We start from the raw sequence: 14,381 nt of genomic DNA on the forward strand, positions 1-14,381 counted from the left end.
GGTGCGGTCCAACCGCGGCGTCGCCGGCATCGACGGCACGGTCTCCACCGCGATCGGCGCGGCCCTCGCCCACGAACGCGAGGGCGGTCCGGACACTCCGGCGCGCACGGTCGCGTTGATCGGCGACCTGACCTTCGTGCACGACAGCTCCGGGTTGCTGATCGGGCCCACCGAGCCCACGCCGCGCCGGCTGACGATCGTGGTCTCCAACGACAACGGCGGGGGCATCTTCGAACTGCTCGAGCAGGGCGACCCGCGGTTCTCCGACGTGTCGTCACGGGTTTTCGGCACCCCGCACGACGTCGACGTGGGCGCGCTGTGCCGGGCCTACCACGTCGAGAGCCGCCAGATCGAGGTGGGCGAACTGGCGGCGGCCCTCGACGAACCCGGGGCCGGGATGCGGGTGCTGGAGGTCAAGGCGGACCGGTCCTCGCTACGGCAGCTGCACGCCGCCATCAAGGCCGCGCTGTGAGGCGCGCCTAGATGGCAATATCGCCAAAGGTGCTGCTGCACATACTGATTCATGGTCGCAGTGATGCGCCGCCGAAGACGCGCGTTCGGATCGTGTTGCGGTGGGCCCGGATTGCGGTGCTGATCGTCATCGGCCTGGTCACCTTGCAGTCGCTGTTGCTGGTGGCCGGCGCCTGGCGCGACGACATCGCGATCACCCACAACATGGGCGTCGCGCAGGCCGAGGTGCTCAGCGCCGGGCCGCGCCGCTCCACCATCGAATTCGTCACCCCCGAACGGGTCACCTATCGTCCCGAGCTCGGTGTGCTCTATCCGTCCCATCTGGCCACCGGGATGCGGATTTACGTCGAGTACAACAAGAACGATCCGAACCTGGTTCGCGTGCAACATCGCAACGCCGGGTTGGCGATCATCCCGGCCGGCTCGATCGCGGTGGTGGGCTGGTTGGGCGCGGCGGCGATCCTGATCGTGCTTGCGCTGCTGGACAAGTGGCTGGACCGCCGCGACGTGCCCCGAGACGGACCGCCGAGCCCGGCCGCCGACGGTGCCGGACCTGCAAATTTCGCGTGACGTATGCCCGCAGGCAACCTTGGCGACAGTCGACGCTGACACGGTAGTGATGTGCGCGTTGCCATCGTCGCGGAATCTTTCCTCCCCGAAGTCAACGGTGTCAGCAACTCGGTGATCCGGGTGCTCGAGCATCTGCGCCGGACAGGGCACGAAGCCCTGGTCATCGCCCCCGACACGCCCCCGGGCCAGCCCCGCGCGGACCGCATCTACGACGGCATCCGCGTGCACCGGGTGCCGTCGCGGATGTTCCCGAAGGTGACCAGCCTGCCGCTTGGGGTGCCTACCCCCCGGCTGGTGAAGGTGTTGCGTGGATTCGATCCGCATGTGGTGCACCTGGCCTCGCCGGCGCTGCTGGGCTACGGCGGGCTGCGCGCGGCGCGGTGGCTGGGGGTGCCGACGGTGGCGGTGTATCAGACCGACGTCCCGGGCTTCGCGGCGAGCTACGGCATCCCGATGACCGCGCGGGCCGCCTGGGCCTGGTTCCGTCACCTGCACGGGCTCGCCGATCGTACCCTGGCGCCGTCCAGCGTCACGATGGAAGCTCTTGTTGCACACCGTTTTCCGCGCGTGCATAGGTGGGCGCGCGGTGTCGACGTGCTGCGGTTCGCGCCGTCGGCGCGCAGCGCGGAGCTCCGGCGGCAGTGGTCGCCCCGGGGCAAGCCCATCGTCGGATTTGTGGGCCGGCTCGCGCCCGAGAAACACGTCGAGCGCCTGGCCGGCCTGGCCGCCAGCGACGCGGTTCAGCTCGTCATCGTGGGCGACGGGGTCGACCGCCGCAAGCTGCAATCGGCAATGCCGACAGCGGTTTTCACGGGTGCGCTCTACGGCGACGAACTCGCCGCGGCGTACGCCAGCATGGACGTGTTCGTGCATCCCGGTGAGCACGAGACGTTTTGTCAGGTCGTGCAAGAAGCGCTGGCGTCGGGGCTGCCGGTGATCGCCCCCGACGCCGGCGGCCCACGTGACCTCGTCACCCCGTGGCGTACCGGTCTGTTGTTGGCCGTCAACGAGTTCGAGCCCCGGTTGCCCGACGCGGTCGCGCACCTGATCGCCGAACGGCCGCGCTACGCGCTGGCCGCGCGGCGCAGCGTGGTGGGGCGCAGCTGGCCGACCATCTGCGACGAGCTCCTCGGCCACTACGAGGCGGTGCTCTCGCCGTTTGCCCGGCGACAACTCCGCGCGACGCGCTACGCCCTAGGCGAATGAGCTAGGGTCCCGTTCACCTAACGGGGACGAATTCGATTGGGAGCGTGAGTGGTCCGCTCAACCCGGTGAGCGGCTTCCATGGGGCGGGGCCGGTGCGGTGAGCGTTGGGCATGCGCTGTGCCATCACCGTCAGGGCCTCGGCGAGCTCGAGCCGAGCCAGATTGGCACCCAGGCAGTAGTGCATGCCGGCGCCGAATGTCTGCATCGGCGCCGCCGCCGCGCGGGTGATGTCCAGCCGGTCGGGGTCGTCGTAGGCGGCGGGGTCACGGTTGGCCGCGGCGGTGTTGGCGATCACCAGCGTGCCGGCCGGGATCGTGAACCCCGCGATCTCGACATCCTCGAGGGCGGTGCGCAGGGTGGCGCCCGCGATCGGCGAATGCCGCATCGTCTCCTCGACTGCGTTGGCCGCCAGCTCGGGATGCTCGGCGAGCATCGTCCACTGGTCGGGGTGGTCGCACAGCACCTGCACCGAGGCGGCCAGCTGGTTGCGGGTGGTGTCGGTGCCGGCCACGAGCAGGCCCGCCGCCAGCATCCGCAGCTCGTCGATGCTGAGGCGGTCCCCGTCGTCCTCGGCCCGGATCAGTTCGGAGATCAGGTCGTCGGTCAGCCGGTCGCGGCGCTGGGCGACCATGTCGTCGATGTAGGCATCCAGTTCGTCCCAGGCCGCCAAGATCGTCTCTTGGTGGCCGGCGACCTCCCAGCTGAAGGCCTTGAAGATGTCGTCGGTCCATTCCGAGAACAGCCTCCAATCCTGGGCCGGGGCGCCCAAGAGCGCGCAGATGATCGGGATCGGATACTGGCGGGCGATGTCGGCGACCACCTCGCAGCGCCCGGTCGCGGTGTGGCGGTCAACGAGTTGGTTGATCACCTCGACGATGGTCGCGCCCAGCCGCGCGGTGGCTCTCGGCGTGAAGGCATGGGAGACCAGTCGGCGCAGCCGGTGGTGCTCGGGCCCGTCGAGACTGATCAGGTTGGTCGCGACGCGGTCCCATAGCGGTCCGCTGGTAATCCCTTGGGAGGCAAGGAACATGCCTTGCGGTATACGGAACCGTGGGTCGCGCAGCACGGTCCGCACCAGTTCATAGGTCAGGAACTCCGGCCCGTGCGGTCCGATGGCGATCGGCGCCCGCCGGCGCGCCTCGCTGATGATCGCGTGGGCCTCCTCGAGGCTTCCGCAGAGCTCATAATCGATCGCCGGCAGACCGGCGTCGAAGACATTCGGGCAAACCGGCGGGTCAATCGTGGTGGTCATGGCGGGGCCCCGTACGTCGTCGGCGATGTGCTTCCAATACCGAGTCTCGGCGGCGCCCCCGCGCGGCACACGCGTAGCCGACTACCTGTCTTGTCCTGTCCTGCCGCCCTGGAATCAACACTCCCAAGCGGGGTGTTCATCGGCCTATCCTTTCGGAGAACCACTACAGACGTGGGGGCCGGATCAGCGGAGGGTCGGATGACGGCCAAAGCAGCGTGCCGGACATGTGGCACCGAAACTCTCGATAACGCCCGGTTTTGTCATCATTGCGGCGCACCGGTGCGCGACGGTGCCACCCGCGCCGAATACAAGCAGGTCACGGTCTTGTTCGCCGACGTGGTCCACTCGATGGACATCGCCGCAACCGTCGGGACAGAGCGGCTGCGCGAGATCATGGTCGACCTGGCCAACCGCTGCGCGGCCGTCGTCCGGCGGTACGGCGGCACGGTGGACAAGTTCACCGGCGACGGCATCATGGCGGTCTTCGGCGCGCCGGCGGCAATGGAGGACCACGCCCTGCGCGCGTGCCTCGCGGCGCTGAGCATTCAGGAAGAAGCGAAGGCGCTGGGCAACGAGGTGCAGAGCCGAGACGGTGCGACATTGCTGGTGCGGGTGGGACTGAACTCCGGTCAGGTGATCGCCGGTGAGCTTGGTTCTGGATCCTTCGGCTACACCGCGATGGGTGATCAAGTGGGGCTGGCCCAGCGGATGGAGTCGGTCGCACCGCCGGGCGGGGTGATGCTCAGCGTCTCCACCGCGCGACTGGTTGACGACGCGGCGGCGCTAAGCGACCCGGAATTGGTCCGCATAAAAGGCGTCAACGAACCAGTCACCGCCCACCGGTTACTGGGCATCGGAGACCGGCACCGCGCCGCCGGCCGCGCCGACTCGAATCTAGTTGGTCGTCGGTGGGAGATGTCCGCCGTCGAGGGCTTGTTGGAGCGCGCCCTCGCCGGTCACGGCGCTGTGGTTGTGGTGGTGGGCGAGCCCGGCATCGGCAAGAGCCGCCTGGCGCGCGAGGTAGCCGCGATGGCAGCGGTTCGGGGTGCGGAGGTGCTGACCGCCTGTTGTGAGTCGCACACCAGCCAGGTCCCATTCCATGCCGTGGCGCGGCTGCTGCGCGCGGTGACGGGCATCGAAGGCCTTGGGGGACAGGGGGCCCGTGCCCGAGTACGGGACCGATTTCCAGACGCAGATCCCGAGGACGTGCTGCTGCTCGAAGACCTGCTGGGCATCGCCGACCCGACCACCGCCGTACCCGCGGTTGATCCCAATGCGCGTCGCAGGCGGTTGACCGCGCTGGTGCACGCCGCCAGACTGGCCCGCCAGCGCCCGGCGGTCTTCGTCGTCGAGGACGTCCACTGGATCGACGAGATCAGCGAGTCGATGCTGACCGATTTCCTCGAGGTGGTCCCGCGAACGCCCACGCTGGTGTTGGTCACCCACCGGCCGGAATACCGGGGCGCGTTGACCCGGGTGTCCGATGCGCGCGCCATAGCCCTTGCACCGCTGAGTAATTCAGAAACGGCCGCACTGGTCACACATCTCCTCGGGCCGGACCCGTCGGTCGGTGCGCTGGGCCGCAGAGTCGCCGAGCGGGCCGCCGGTAATCCATTTTTCGCCGAGGAGTTGGTGCGCGAACTCGCCGAGCGCGGTGTGCTACGAGGCGAGCCCGGCGCCTACACATCGGCAACGGAGGTCGGCGAAGTGAGCGTGCCGGCCACATTGCAGGCGACCATCGCCGCGCGCATCGATCGGCTCTATCCGAAAGCCAAGCGCACGCTAGGCGCGGCGGCGGTCATCGGCTCGCGGTTCGGCCTGGACCTACTCACCGTGTTGGATGTTGAACCCGAGATCGACGAACTGCTGGCGGCCCAGCTCATCGACGTTGTCAGTCTTGCCCGGCGTCCGGAGTATGTGTTCCACCACCCGCTCATTCATTCGGTGGCCTATGGCGCACAGCTCAAATCGGATCGCTCAGAGTTGCATCGGCGGGTTGCGGCCGCAATCGAAGCCCGCGATCCGCAATCGGGGGACGAAAACGCGGCGTTGATTGCCGAACACGTGCAGGCCGCCGGTGATCTGCCCACCGCCTACGAGTGGCACATGCGGGCCGCCAGCTGGGCGACCAACCGTGACATCAGCGCCGCCCGAGCGAGTTGGGGGCGCGCGGCAGAGATCGGCGACGCCCTGCCCGCCGACCACCCGTGCCGGTCGGCCATGCGCATAACGCCGCGCACCATGTTGTGCGGGACGGGCTGGCGAGTCCACGCCAGCTCTGCCGGTGACCGCTTTGATGAATTGCGGGAGTTGTGCAGCGCCGCGGGAGACAAAGCGTCGCTTGGGATCGCAACGGCTGGGATGGTGGTTGGTTACGCGCATCGGGACCGGGTGCGGGAGGCGTCGCAGCTGGCCTCGGACGCCTGGGCCCTGGCTGAGTCGGTCGCAGACCCGAACCTGACGGTGGGTCTGTCCTTCCCGGTGATCTACGGCAAGATCGAAAACGCCGAATGGTGTGACGTGCTGCGATGGTCACAAGCCGCTATCGACCTGGCCGACGGTGATCCATCCAAAGGCAACTTCCTAGTGGGATGCCCGTTGGCGCTCGCCTTCGTGTCGCGAGGTATGGCCCGATATTCGCTGGGTCGCCGCGGATGGGCAGCAGACCTGCGCCACGGCCTGGTCATGGCCCGCCGCGCTGACGCCGCGTCCTACGCCGGGGTGGTCGGCTACATCTATCTGCTGGGAATACCGTTCGGCGTGCGCAGGTCCAACGACGTTGCGCTGCACGAGATCGAGAACGCGCTACGAGTCGCCGAGCGATCCAGCGATGACGTGGTGGTGGGATTCATCAAGGCGACGCTGGGCGTTGCGCTGGTGCACCGCGACACCCATGAGGAGCACAGTCGGGGCCGGCAGGTGTTGGTCGAGACCGGGGAAGTGTTCTCGGGCCAAGGACACAACCTGAGCGATTTGCCGATTGTCGAGGTCTACGCGGCCCGTGAGTCGGCGAGGCAGGGAGATCACGACGCCGCCCTATCGGCCATACGCGTCGCCGTCGAACATCTATTTCGTTGCGAACGCCTTCTGCTGTGGGGCATTCCGGCCACGGCGGTTCTGGTGGAGACGCTGCTGGCTCGCGCGACCGACCATGATGTGGCTGAAGCCGAGGCCGCGATCGACCGGTTGGCGACCGCTCCGGCCGATGAGGGTTTGGTGATGCGTGACATCTGGATGTCGCGGATGCGGGCGCTGCTGGGCCGCGCTCAAGGTGATGCTTTCGGTTACAAGCGGTTTCGAGATGGCTATCGCGACATGGCCAAAGCATTTGGCTACGAAGGGCATATCGAGTGGGCCGAGGCGCTGCGATGACGATGGTCGGTCTGGGACCCGTCCGCCGCATCCTCAACTTCCGGCCGGTTACAAGGTGGCGCCAGGTTGCGGACTCAGTGGGCCGCAACGGATTTCGAATCGCTCGCGGACCGTGTCGAGGACGCGGCGCTGTCGCTCGCGTTCGCGGCGGTGCGCGAGCATGAACCGGGCCAGGCCGGGCAGGCGGCGCGGTAGCGGGTACCACTTGTCGAAATCGAGGCCGTTCTCGGCGAACACGCGGCTGGGCACGTTGTCGTAGATGAGGCTGAGGTTGTGGCCGACGAGCGCAAAGAGCACGTACGGGAATGCGAGCGGTGCCTTCTGCCGCAGGTTCATCCAGTCGATTTCGTAGAGCGGGATCTCGCCGAGCTTGCCCAAGAACATCAGGTGGCCCAGGAAATACCCCATGAATGCGGGCAAGTGCAGCGTGGCCGACCGCACGTTGATGGAAACCACTGCGCCACTGGGTGATACGTAGGGCTCGTATGGGTATTCGTCGGGGAATTTGACGTAGCCCGTGCAGTTGACGATCCAACTGCCCGGTTCGATCGTCTTCGTCGATCCGCTCCGCAACACCAGATCGGTGCTGCCATTGCGGTCGACCGCATCCTCGAAATAGTCCATGACGAGATCGTTGAGCCCGGACGAGATCGTGCGGTTCTCGGCCTGCGACAAGACTCCCAACACGAAGTTGTCCGACTGTGGGGTCAGGAACGTGCCATGGGTGGCGCGGTACCAGTCTTGGACTTCCGATTCGTTCGTGCCGTCATACCGACGACTCAGCTGGGTCGCGACGGCGCTCGGCGGTGTGCCCGTCCACCAGCGGCGGGCGCCGCTCGGCAGCAGGGTGTCGCGGCACGAGAAGAATGTTCCGCGGCCGGCGACCATGTTGACCTGCCGACCGGGGTAGGTCGTGATCAGTGCGTGTGCGGTATCCATCGCGGTTTTTCCGCCGCCGATGATCCACACCGGCGCATCGCTTTCCCTGATGTCACCCGCCCGGACGTCGCAGTAGTCGGGCGACACCGAATGGACGCGTGTGCTGGAGATCTCGAGCGGTTCGTTCGGCGTGATCCCCAGGCCATACGCTTTGATCAATCGCTTCGCCTCGACGACGAGCATGCGGCCGTCGGCGGCGCGACACCTGGCCCGCACGATTCCGTTCTGCTCTGCCTCCGACTCCAAATCCCAGCCGAAGTACTCGTCGACCTGGACTCGCTGCCTGATCACCTCGACGCAGTGTTCGAAATGGTCGAGCACCTCGCCCTTGGTCGCCAGGTAGCTGCGGTCCTTGCCGAGCGTCCACCCGATGTTGCCCGCCGTAAACATCGGGTGCGGTTGGTGCAGGCGGACATATGGATAGACGTCGACCCACATGCCGCCCGCGCGCGCCCGACGATCGATGAGGATCACCTTTTGCTCGCGGGACAGGTACCGGCTGGCCGCGAATAGGGCGTTCAACCCGGCGATGCCGGCTCCGACGATGCAGACGTCGCAGGTTTCCACGGGCGGGAACTGGGGTGCGGACATCGGACCGCCTTTCCTCGCAGACGTTGACAATTATCTGTCCGCTGCGTGGTGGCGGGGTGAGTAATCGACTACTCCATTGCGGACAACTACCGTCCGCGGTGGTTTGCTCGGCGGCTAAACCTGTCGGCGCCGACGAGGCCGGAATGCATCTTTGACCTTTTCACCGGCATCCCTCAAATGGGCCGCCCGCTGGTCGGCCCGGCCCTCGGCTTCCAACGCCGGGTCGTTAGTCACGCGCCCGGTTGCCGCCTTGAGCCTGCCCGCAATTTGTCGCACCTTGTTTCGGGCCTTATCCGCGCCGCTCATAACGTGTCCTTCACTCCGTTCCAAGTGGTGCTATAGCGCCTACCCCTTTTCGTGCCGGGGTATACGCAGGAGTCGGACGCGGATTCAATGCGCAAGGCCCTTGCCGAACATGACGAGGTCTTGCACGCGACGATCGCGATCGCCCACCTCCGCGGCCAGACTTATGAATCGCTCGCACGCACCGGCGAGACCATGACCACCGCCGACATGGTGTCGTACGCCTACGATCAGATCGATCGGGCCAGAGCGCAACTGAACGCCGCTACTCAATAAACCGGCAACGAGGGGACCGCACGCCAATCAGCCCTGCGCGAGCTCCGCGACGGGCTGCCATTCCTCCCAGTTGCGCAGCCGGCTCTCGTAGTCGGCCTTGGCGGTTTCCAGCGGGGAAGCGCCGAAAAAGACTCGCAGCGGCGGCTTTTCGGCGTCGACCACCTTGAGCAGGGCGGCCGCGGACGCCGACGGGTCACCCGGGCTGGCCCACCGGCGGCTGCGCTCGGCCTGCACGGCGGCGCGAATGTCGTCGTAGGCCGGCAGCGGCTCGGCGTGCTTGGCCGAGTCGCCGGCCCAGTCGGTGTCGAAACCGCCCGGCTCGATCAGCGTGACGTGCACCCCGAACGGCGCTACCTCCTGGGCCAGCGCCTGCGAGAAGCCCTCCAGCGCCCACTTCGACGCGTGGTAGATGCCGACCAACGGGAACGCGGTGATGCCCCCGATCGAGGACACCTGGATGATGTGGCCGCTGCCCTGCTCGCGCAGGTACGGCAGTGCGGCCTGCGTGATCCACAGTGCCCCAAAGACATTGGTCTCGATCTGATCGCGTGCGTCCCGCTCGGAGAGTTCCTCGACGAACCCGAATTGGCCGTAGCCGGCGTTGTTCACCACGATGTCGAGCCGGCCGAAATGGTCGTGCGCTTGCTTGACCGCCGCGAAGTCGGCCGACCGGTCGGTCACGTCCAGTCGGATCGGCAGCAGCGCGTCGCCGTACTTGCCCACGAGGTCGTCCAGCGCGGCGGTGTTGCGCGCCGTGGCCGCGACCTTGTCGCCGCGCTCCAGCGCCGCGATCGTCCACGCCCGTCCAAAGCCTCGCGATGTCCCGGTGATAAACCAAACTTTTTCCGTCACGCCCCCATACAACGCCGACCGCGCCACCTCATTCCCAAACAGGTAGCGTTTGCCTGGTGAGTCGCGCGGAGCTGGACAAGGATCCCCGGGACGTCGCGTCGATGTTCGACGGCGTCGCCCGCCGGTACGACCTGACCAACACCGTGCTGTCGATGGGTCAGGACCGGTACTGGCGCAAGGCGACCCGGACGGCGCTGGCGATCGGTGCCGGCCAGAAGGTGCTGGACCTCGCCGCGGGCACCGCGGTGTCCACCGTGGAGCTGAGGAAATCCGGGGCGTGGTGCGTGGCCGCCGATTTCTCGGTCGGCATGCTGGCGGCCGGTGCCGCGCGCAACGTTCCCAAGGTCGCCGGCGACGCCACCAGGCTGCCATTCGGCGACGACGTATTCGACGCCGTGACAATCAGTTTCGGACTGCGCAACGTCGTCGACACCCAGGCGGCGCTGCGCGAGATGGCCCGCGTCACGCGCCCGGGTGGCCGGCTGGTGGTGTGCGAGTTCTCCACGCCCACCAACACGCTGTTCGCCACCGTGTACAAGGAGTACCTGATGCGGGCGCTGCCGCGGGTGGCCCGGGCGGTGTCCAGCAACCCCGACGCGTACGTGTACCTCGCGGAATCGATTCGGGCGTGGCCGGATCAGGCGGGGTTGGCGCAGCAGATCACCCGGGCCGGTTGGTCGGGGGTGCGCTGGCGCAACCTGACCGGCGGCATCGTCGCCTTACACGCCGGGTACAAACCGTTGCGCTGAGAAAGCTCTAGTGATTGCCGGCGGCCTGCACGAAGCCGACTTGGTCGGGGCAGTAGTGGTCCACCGCCGCGCCGAGGAACTGGAACGCCTGGCCCTGAGTGGTGCCGCGCGGCAGGTTGCGCTGGATGAAGGTGGCCGACTTGTACGCGTCGCCGTCCACGCCCCTACCGATTCGCTCGCAGGTGATCTTGCCCAGCCATGCCAGCTGGTCCTGCGGCTGGTAGATGCCGAAGCCGTTGACGGTGTTCTTGAATGGGGCGTCGTAGTCGCTCGGCGGTGACGGTGTGCGCGGTGTCGGGTATGGCGCCGTCGGCGGCGGGTCGGCCTGCGCGGGCGCGGAAAGCTGCGCCGGCCCGGCCAGCGCGATAGCAGCAGCAGCGGCGGCGGCAGCGGCTCCGATAGTAGCCAGCCTCGTTCCCTTCATTAGCTGGACTATACACGCCTCGCGGCGGGTGCGCGGACGAAAGTGCATCGACGAGCGCCGGCCCCGCGGGACCGCGGCCGGCCCGCCGACCAGCGGCGATACGCACGCTCGGTCAGCTGAACGGCGTGCGGCGGTCGAGCAGCCGCGACAGCCGCCCGCCACCGCGCCAGGCGCGGGCCACCCAGTCCGCGTCGTCGTCGGTGACCAGGTTGGCCATCACTCGCACGGCGATGGTCATCAGCGCCGTCGAGCGCATGGCGATCGGTCCGGTCGACGGCAAGAACCGCTGAAACGTCAGCAGCAACGCCAGTCGCCGGGCGACCGAGAAGCCCCGACCGTAGTGCTCCTGCAACAGCGACGGCCACACCTGCGACAGGTCGGGGTGGTCCAGGAGCGCCGCCGCCAGCCGCCCGGTCTCGAGCCCGTAGTCGATGCCTTCGCCGTTGAGCGGGTTGACGCAGGCCGCGGCGTCGCCGATGAGCATCCAGTTGGCACCGGCCACCCCCGACACCGCGCCGCCCATCGGCAGCAGCGCCGAGGCCACCGCGCGGGGCCGGCCGGAAAATCCCCACTCGTCGCGGCGCAGGTCGGTGTAGTAGTCGATCAACGGCCGCAGCGCCAAATCGGCGGGCCGCTTGGACGTCGACAACGCCCCGACGCCGATGTTCACCTCGCCGTTGCCGAGCGGGAAGATCCAGCCGTACCCCGGCAACACGGCCCCCTCGGGCCCGCGCAGTTCCAGATGCGACGTCAGCCAGGGGTCGTCGGCGCGTGCGGTGGCCAGATACCCGCGGGCGGCGACGCCGTACACCGTTTCCTGGTGCCAGCGCCGGCCCAGCGTGCGGCCCAGCGTCGAGCGGGCCCCGTCGGCCACGATCAGTTGGGCGCAGCTCACCTCGGTGCCGTCGGCCAACGTCACCGACGTTACCCGGCCCGACGAATCATGTTGTGCAGCAACGGCCTTGGTCCCCAGCAGCATCCGTGCCCCGGAATCTTCGGCGACCTTGCGAATCCGGTCGTCCAGCTCGAAGCGGGCCACCGCGCTGCCGGTGGACGGGAACGACGGGCCCGGCCAGTCGACCTCCACCTCGCCACCGAACCCGCTCATCCGCAGGCCCCGATGCCGGATGCGGGTGTCCAGCCAGTTCCGCAGCCCCAGGCGCTCCAGCTCGGCCACCGCGCGGGGAGTCAGCCCGTCGCCGCAGGCCTTGTCGCGGGGAAAGCTCGCCGAGTCGACGACCAGCACCTCGTAACCCGCGCGGGCGGCCCAGGCCGCCGCCGCCGAACCGGCGGGTCCGGCGCCCACGACCACCACTTGGGCCTTAAGGGCTCGGGTCGCTCCCGTCGTCATGCACACCAGTATGTTTGGTCCCGTGAGTACTCCGGCGACGGTGGTGGCGGGCGTTGACTTCGGCGACCCGGCTTTCGCGGCGACCGTACGCGACGGCGTGGGACGGATCGAGCAGCTCATGGACACCGAGCTGCGCAGCGCCGACGACATCATGACCGAGTCGCTGACCCACCTGTTCAAGGCCGGCGGCAAGCGGTTCCGGCCGCTGTTCACCGTGTTGTCGGCGCAGCTCGGGCCCAACCCGGACAGCGCGGACGTGACCATCGCCGGCGCCGTCATCGAGCTGGTGCACCTGGCCACGCTGTACCACGACGACGTGATGGACGAGGCGGAGGTTCGCCGCGGCACCCCCACGGCCAACGTGCGCTGGGGCAACAACGTCGCGATCCTGGCCGGCGACTACCTGTTCGCGACGGCATCCCGGCTGGTGTCGCGGCTGGGTCCGGAGGCGGTGCGGCTGATCGCCGAGACGTTCGCCCAACTGGTGACGGGCCAGATGCGGGAGACGCGCGGGTTCGTCGAAGGATCCGACCCGATCGAGCACTACTTGAGGGTGGTGTACGAGAAGACCGCCTGCCTGATCGCCGCGGCGGGCCGGTTCGGGGCGATGTTCTCGGGCGCCGACCCCGATCAGGTGGAGCGGCTGAGCCGCCTCGGCGGCATCGTTGGCACCGCGTTTCAGATCTCCGACGACATCATCGATATCGACAGCGACGCCGGTGAGTCCGGCAAGCTGCCCGGCACCGACGTGCGCGAGGGCGTGCACACCCTGCCGATGGTTTACGCCCTGCGCGAACCCGGGCCCGAGGCGGCGCGGTTGCGCGAGCTGCTGGTCGGGCCCATCGACGACGACGAGGCGGTGGCCGAGGCGCTGGGACTGTTGCGGGCATCGCCGGGCATGGCCAAGGCCAAGCAGTCGCTGCGGGAATACGCGGACCAGGCGCGTCAGGAGTTGGCCCTGCTGCCCGACGTCCCGGGCCGGCACGCGTTGCAGACCCTGGTCGACTACACCATCAGCCGGCACGGCTAGTGGCGATCAACGAGCGCCCTGTGGAACCAACGGGGCCGTCTCGGGCGTTCTACGAGCTGTAATCGGCAATAACGCGCGACCCGAGTGTTCCGAGGAGACACCGATGACCTGGCATCCGCATCACAACACGTTCAAGACGTTCGCGTTGTTGGTTGGCATGTCCGCGTTGATCGTGTTCGTCGGCTCGCTGTTCGGCAAGACCGCGATGTTCCTCGCGGTGCTGTTCGCCATCGGGATGAACGTCTACACGTACTACAACAGCGACAAGCTGGCGTTGCGGGCGATGCACGCGCAGCCGGTGTCGGAGGTGCAGGCGCCGGCCATGTACCGGATCGTGCGTGAGCTGGCCACCGCCGCACACCAGCCGATGCCCCGGCTGTACATCAGCGACACCAACGCGCCCAACGCGTTCGCGACCGGACGCAACCCCCGCAACGCGGCGGTGTGCTGTACCACCGGCATTCTGGGCATCCTCACCGAACGTGAGCTGCGTGCCGTACTGGGACACGAGCTTTCGCACGTCTACAACCGCGACATCCTGATCTCGTGCATCGCCGGCGCGCTGGCGTCGGTGATCACCGCGCTGGCCAACATGGCCATGTTCGCCGGCATGTTCGGCGGTAACGACCGCGACGGCGAGAATCCCTTTGCGCTGCTGCTGGTTTCGTTGCTGGGCCCGATCGCCGCGACGGTGGTCCGGTTGGCGGTGTCGCGATCACGCGAATACCAGGCGGACGAATCGGGCGCGGTGCTGACCGGTGACCCGCTGGCCCTGGCGTCGGCCCTGCGCAAGATCTCCGGCGGGGTGCAGGCGGCCCCGCTGCCGCCCGAGCCCCAGCTGGCCAGCCAGGCGCACCTGATGATCGCCAACCCGTTCCGCGCGGGCGAGCGGATCGGGTCGTTGTTTTCGACGCACCCGCCGATCGAGGACCGCATCCGCCGGCTGGAACAAATGGCCGGGCGCTAGCACCCGGTCCACGTACCATAACCCGCTC

Annotated in this window: 14 protein-coding genes; 8 read left to right on the forward strand and 6 right to left on the reverse strand. The window is 68.0% G+C overall.

Annotation, left to right across the window (positions count from 1 at the left end; all coding sequences use genetic code 11):
* From DQP58_RS06995 to DQP58_RS07005, 3 genes are all read left to right on the forward strand, one after another.
* A partial coding sequence (locus tag DQP58_RS06995; protein WP_240629593.1) for a thiamine pyrophosphate-binding protein occupies window positions 1-472 on the forward strand: 472 nt, incomplete at its 5' end.
* A gap of 11 nt (window positions 473-483) precedes the next feature.
* Complete coding sequence (locus DQP58_RS07000; RefSeq protein ID WP_240629595.1) at window positions 484-1,041, forward strand: DUF3592 domain-containing protein; 558 nt, start codon at window positions 484-486, stop codon at window positions 1,039-1,041.
* Between the two features lie 51 nt (window positions 1,042-1,092).
* Entirely contained in the window at window positions 1,093-2,247 is a 1,155-nt protein-coding gene (locus tag DQP58_RS07005; RefSeq protein ID WP_112707745.1) for a glycosyltransferase family 4 protein, read from the forward strand.
* Window positions 2,248-2,260: 13 nt separating this feature from the next.
* Here DQP58_RS07005 and DQP58_RS07010 read toward each other — a convergent pair whose 3' ends face one another.
* Window positions 2,261-3,499: a cytochrome P450 gene (locus tag DQP58_RS07010; protein ID WP_112707798.1), complete on the reverse strand. Its 1,239-nt coding sequence runs from the start codon at window positions 3,497-3,499 to the stop codon at window positions 2,261-2,263.
* Window positions 3,500-3,697: 198 nt separating this feature from the next.
* Between DQP58_RS07010 and DQP58_RS07015 the strand changes: the two genes are divergently transcribed.
* On the forward strand, window positions 3,698-6,871 hold the full coding sequence (locus DQP58_RS07015; RefSeq protein WP_112707746.1) for an AAA family ATPase: 3,174 nt from the start codon (window positions 3,698-3,700) through the stop codon (window positions 6,869-6,871).
* A gap of 48 nt (window positions 6,872-6,919) precedes the next feature.
* On the opposite strand, the gene DQP58_RS07020 is transcribed toward DQP58_RS07015, so the two are convergent.
* Window positions 6,920-8,401 carry an FAD-dependent oxidoreductase gene (locus tag DQP58_RS07020; protein WP_112707747.1) on the reverse strand — a complete coding sequence of 494 codons (1,482 nt, stop codon included), beginning with the start codon at window positions 8,399-8,401 and terminating at the stop codon, window positions 6,920-6,922.
* A gap of 114 nt (window positions 8,402-8,515) precedes the next feature.
* Window positions 8,516-8,707 (reverse strand): CsbD family protein, encoded by a 192-nt coding sequence (locus DQP58_RS07025; RefSeq protein ID WP_112707748.1) that lies wholly within the window; start codon window positions 8,705-8,707, stop codon window positions 8,516-8,518.
* A gap of 87 nt (window positions 8,708-8,794) precedes the next feature.
* On the opposite strand from DQP58_RS07025, the gene DQP58_RS07030 reads away from it, so the two are divergent.
* Entirely contained in the window at window positions 8,795-8,980 is a 186-nt protein-coding gene (locus DQP58_RS07030) for a hypothetical protein (RefSeq protein WP_112707749.1), read from the forward strand.
* Window positions 8,981-9,007: 27 nt separating this feature from the next.
* Here DQP58_RS07030 and DQP58_RS07035 read toward each other — a convergent pair whose 3' ends face one another.
* Window positions 9,008-9,832, reverse strand: coding sequence for an SDR family oxidoreductase (locus tag DQP58_RS07035; protein ID WP_112707750.1), 825 nt, complete (start codon window positions 9,830-9,832; stop codon window positions 9,008-9,010).
* A gap of 56 nt (window positions 9,833-9,888) precedes the next feature.
* On the opposite strand from DQP58_RS07035, the gene DQP58_RS07040 reads away from it, so the two are divergent.
* Window positions 9,889-10,581 (forward strand): demethylmenaquinone methyltransferase, encoded by a 693-nt coding sequence (locus DQP58_RS07040; RefSeq protein ID WP_066877582.1) that lies wholly within the window; start codon window positions 9,889-9,891, stop codon window positions 10,579-10,581.
* Between the two features lie 7 nt (window positions 10,582-10,588).
* On the opposite strand, the gene DQP58_RS07045 is transcribed toward DQP58_RS07040, so the two are convergent.
* A complete protein-coding gene (locus DQP58_RS07045) occupies window positions 10,589-11,005 on the reverse strand; it encodes a DUF732 domain-containing protein (protein WP_112632270.1) in 417 nt (138 codons plus the stop codon).
* 112 nt (window positions 11,006-11,117) lie between these two features.
* Window positions 11,118-12,356 carry a menaquinone reductase gene (gene menJ / locus DQP58_RS07050; protein ID WP_112707751.1) on the reverse strand — a complete coding sequence of 413 codons (1,239 nt, stop codon included), beginning with the start codon at window positions 12,354-12,356 and terminating at the stop codon, window positions 11,118-11,120.
* 22 nt (window positions 12,357-12,378) lie between these two features.
* Between menJ and grcC1 the strand changes: the two genes are divergently transcribed.
* On the forward strand, window positions 12,379-13,386 hold the full coding sequence (gene grcC1 / locus DQP58_RS07055) for a nonaprenyl/(2E,6E)-farnesyl/geranylgeranyl diphosphat synthase (protein WP_112707752.1): 1,008 nt from the start codon (window positions 12,379-12,381) through the stop codon (window positions 13,384-13,386).
* A 103-nt stretch (window positions 13,387-13,489) separates the two neighbouring features.
* Window positions 13,490-14,353 carry a zinc metalloprotease HtpX gene (gene htpX / locus DQP58_RS07060; protein ID WP_066866411.1) on the forward strand — a complete coding sequence of 288 codons (864 nt, stop codon included), beginning with the start codon at window positions 13,490-13,492 and terminating at the stop codon, window positions 14,351-14,353.
* Window positions 14,354-14,381 lie beyond the last annotated feature (28 nt).

Origin of the sequence: Mycobacterium colombiense (genome assembly GCF_003284975.1) — a bacterium.
GTDB lineage: Bacteria > Actinomycetota > Actinomycetes > Mycobacteriales > Mycobacteriaceae > Mycobacterium > Mycobacterium europaeum_A.

Excerpts from the sequence above, each read along its gene's own strand:
- DQP58_RS07000 (WP_240629595.1), top strand. The coding sequence starts at position 484 with ATGGCAATATCGCCAAAGGTGCTGCTGCACATACTGATTCATGGTCGC.
- DQP58_RS07010 (WP_112707798.1), bottom strand. The coding sequence starts at position 3,499 with ATGACCACCACGATTGACCCGCCGGTTTGCCCGAATGTCTTCGACGCC.
- DQP58_RS07015 (WP_112707746.1), top strand. The coding sequence starts at position 3,698 with ATGACGGCCAAAGCAGCGTGCCGGACATGTGGCACCGAAACTCTCGAT.
- DQP58_RS07020 (WP_112707747.1), bottom strand. The coding sequence starts at position 8,401 with ATGTCCGCACCCCAGTTCCCGCCCGTGGAAACCTGCGACGTCTGCATC.
- DQP58_RS07025 (WP_112707748.1), bottom strand. The coding sequence starts at position 8,707 with ATGAGCGGCGCGGATAAGGCCCGAAACAAGGTGCGACAAATTGCGGGC.
- DQP58_RS07030 (WP_112707749.1), top strand. The coding sequence starts at position 8,795 with ATGCGCAAGGCCCTTGCCGAACATGACGAGGTCTTGCACGCGACGATC.
- DQP58_RS07045 (WP_112632270.1), bottom strand. The coding sequence starts at position 11,005 with ATGAAGGGAACGAGGCTGGCTACTATCGGAGCCGCTGCCGCCGCCGCT.
- menJ (WP_112707751.1), bottom strand. The coding sequence starts at position 12,356 with ATGACGACGGGAGCGACCCGAGCCCTTAAGGCCCAAGTGGTGGTCGTG.
- htpX (WP_066866411.1), top strand. The coding sequence starts at position 13,490 with ATGACCTGGCATCCGCATCACAACACGTTCAAGACGTTCGCGTTGTTG.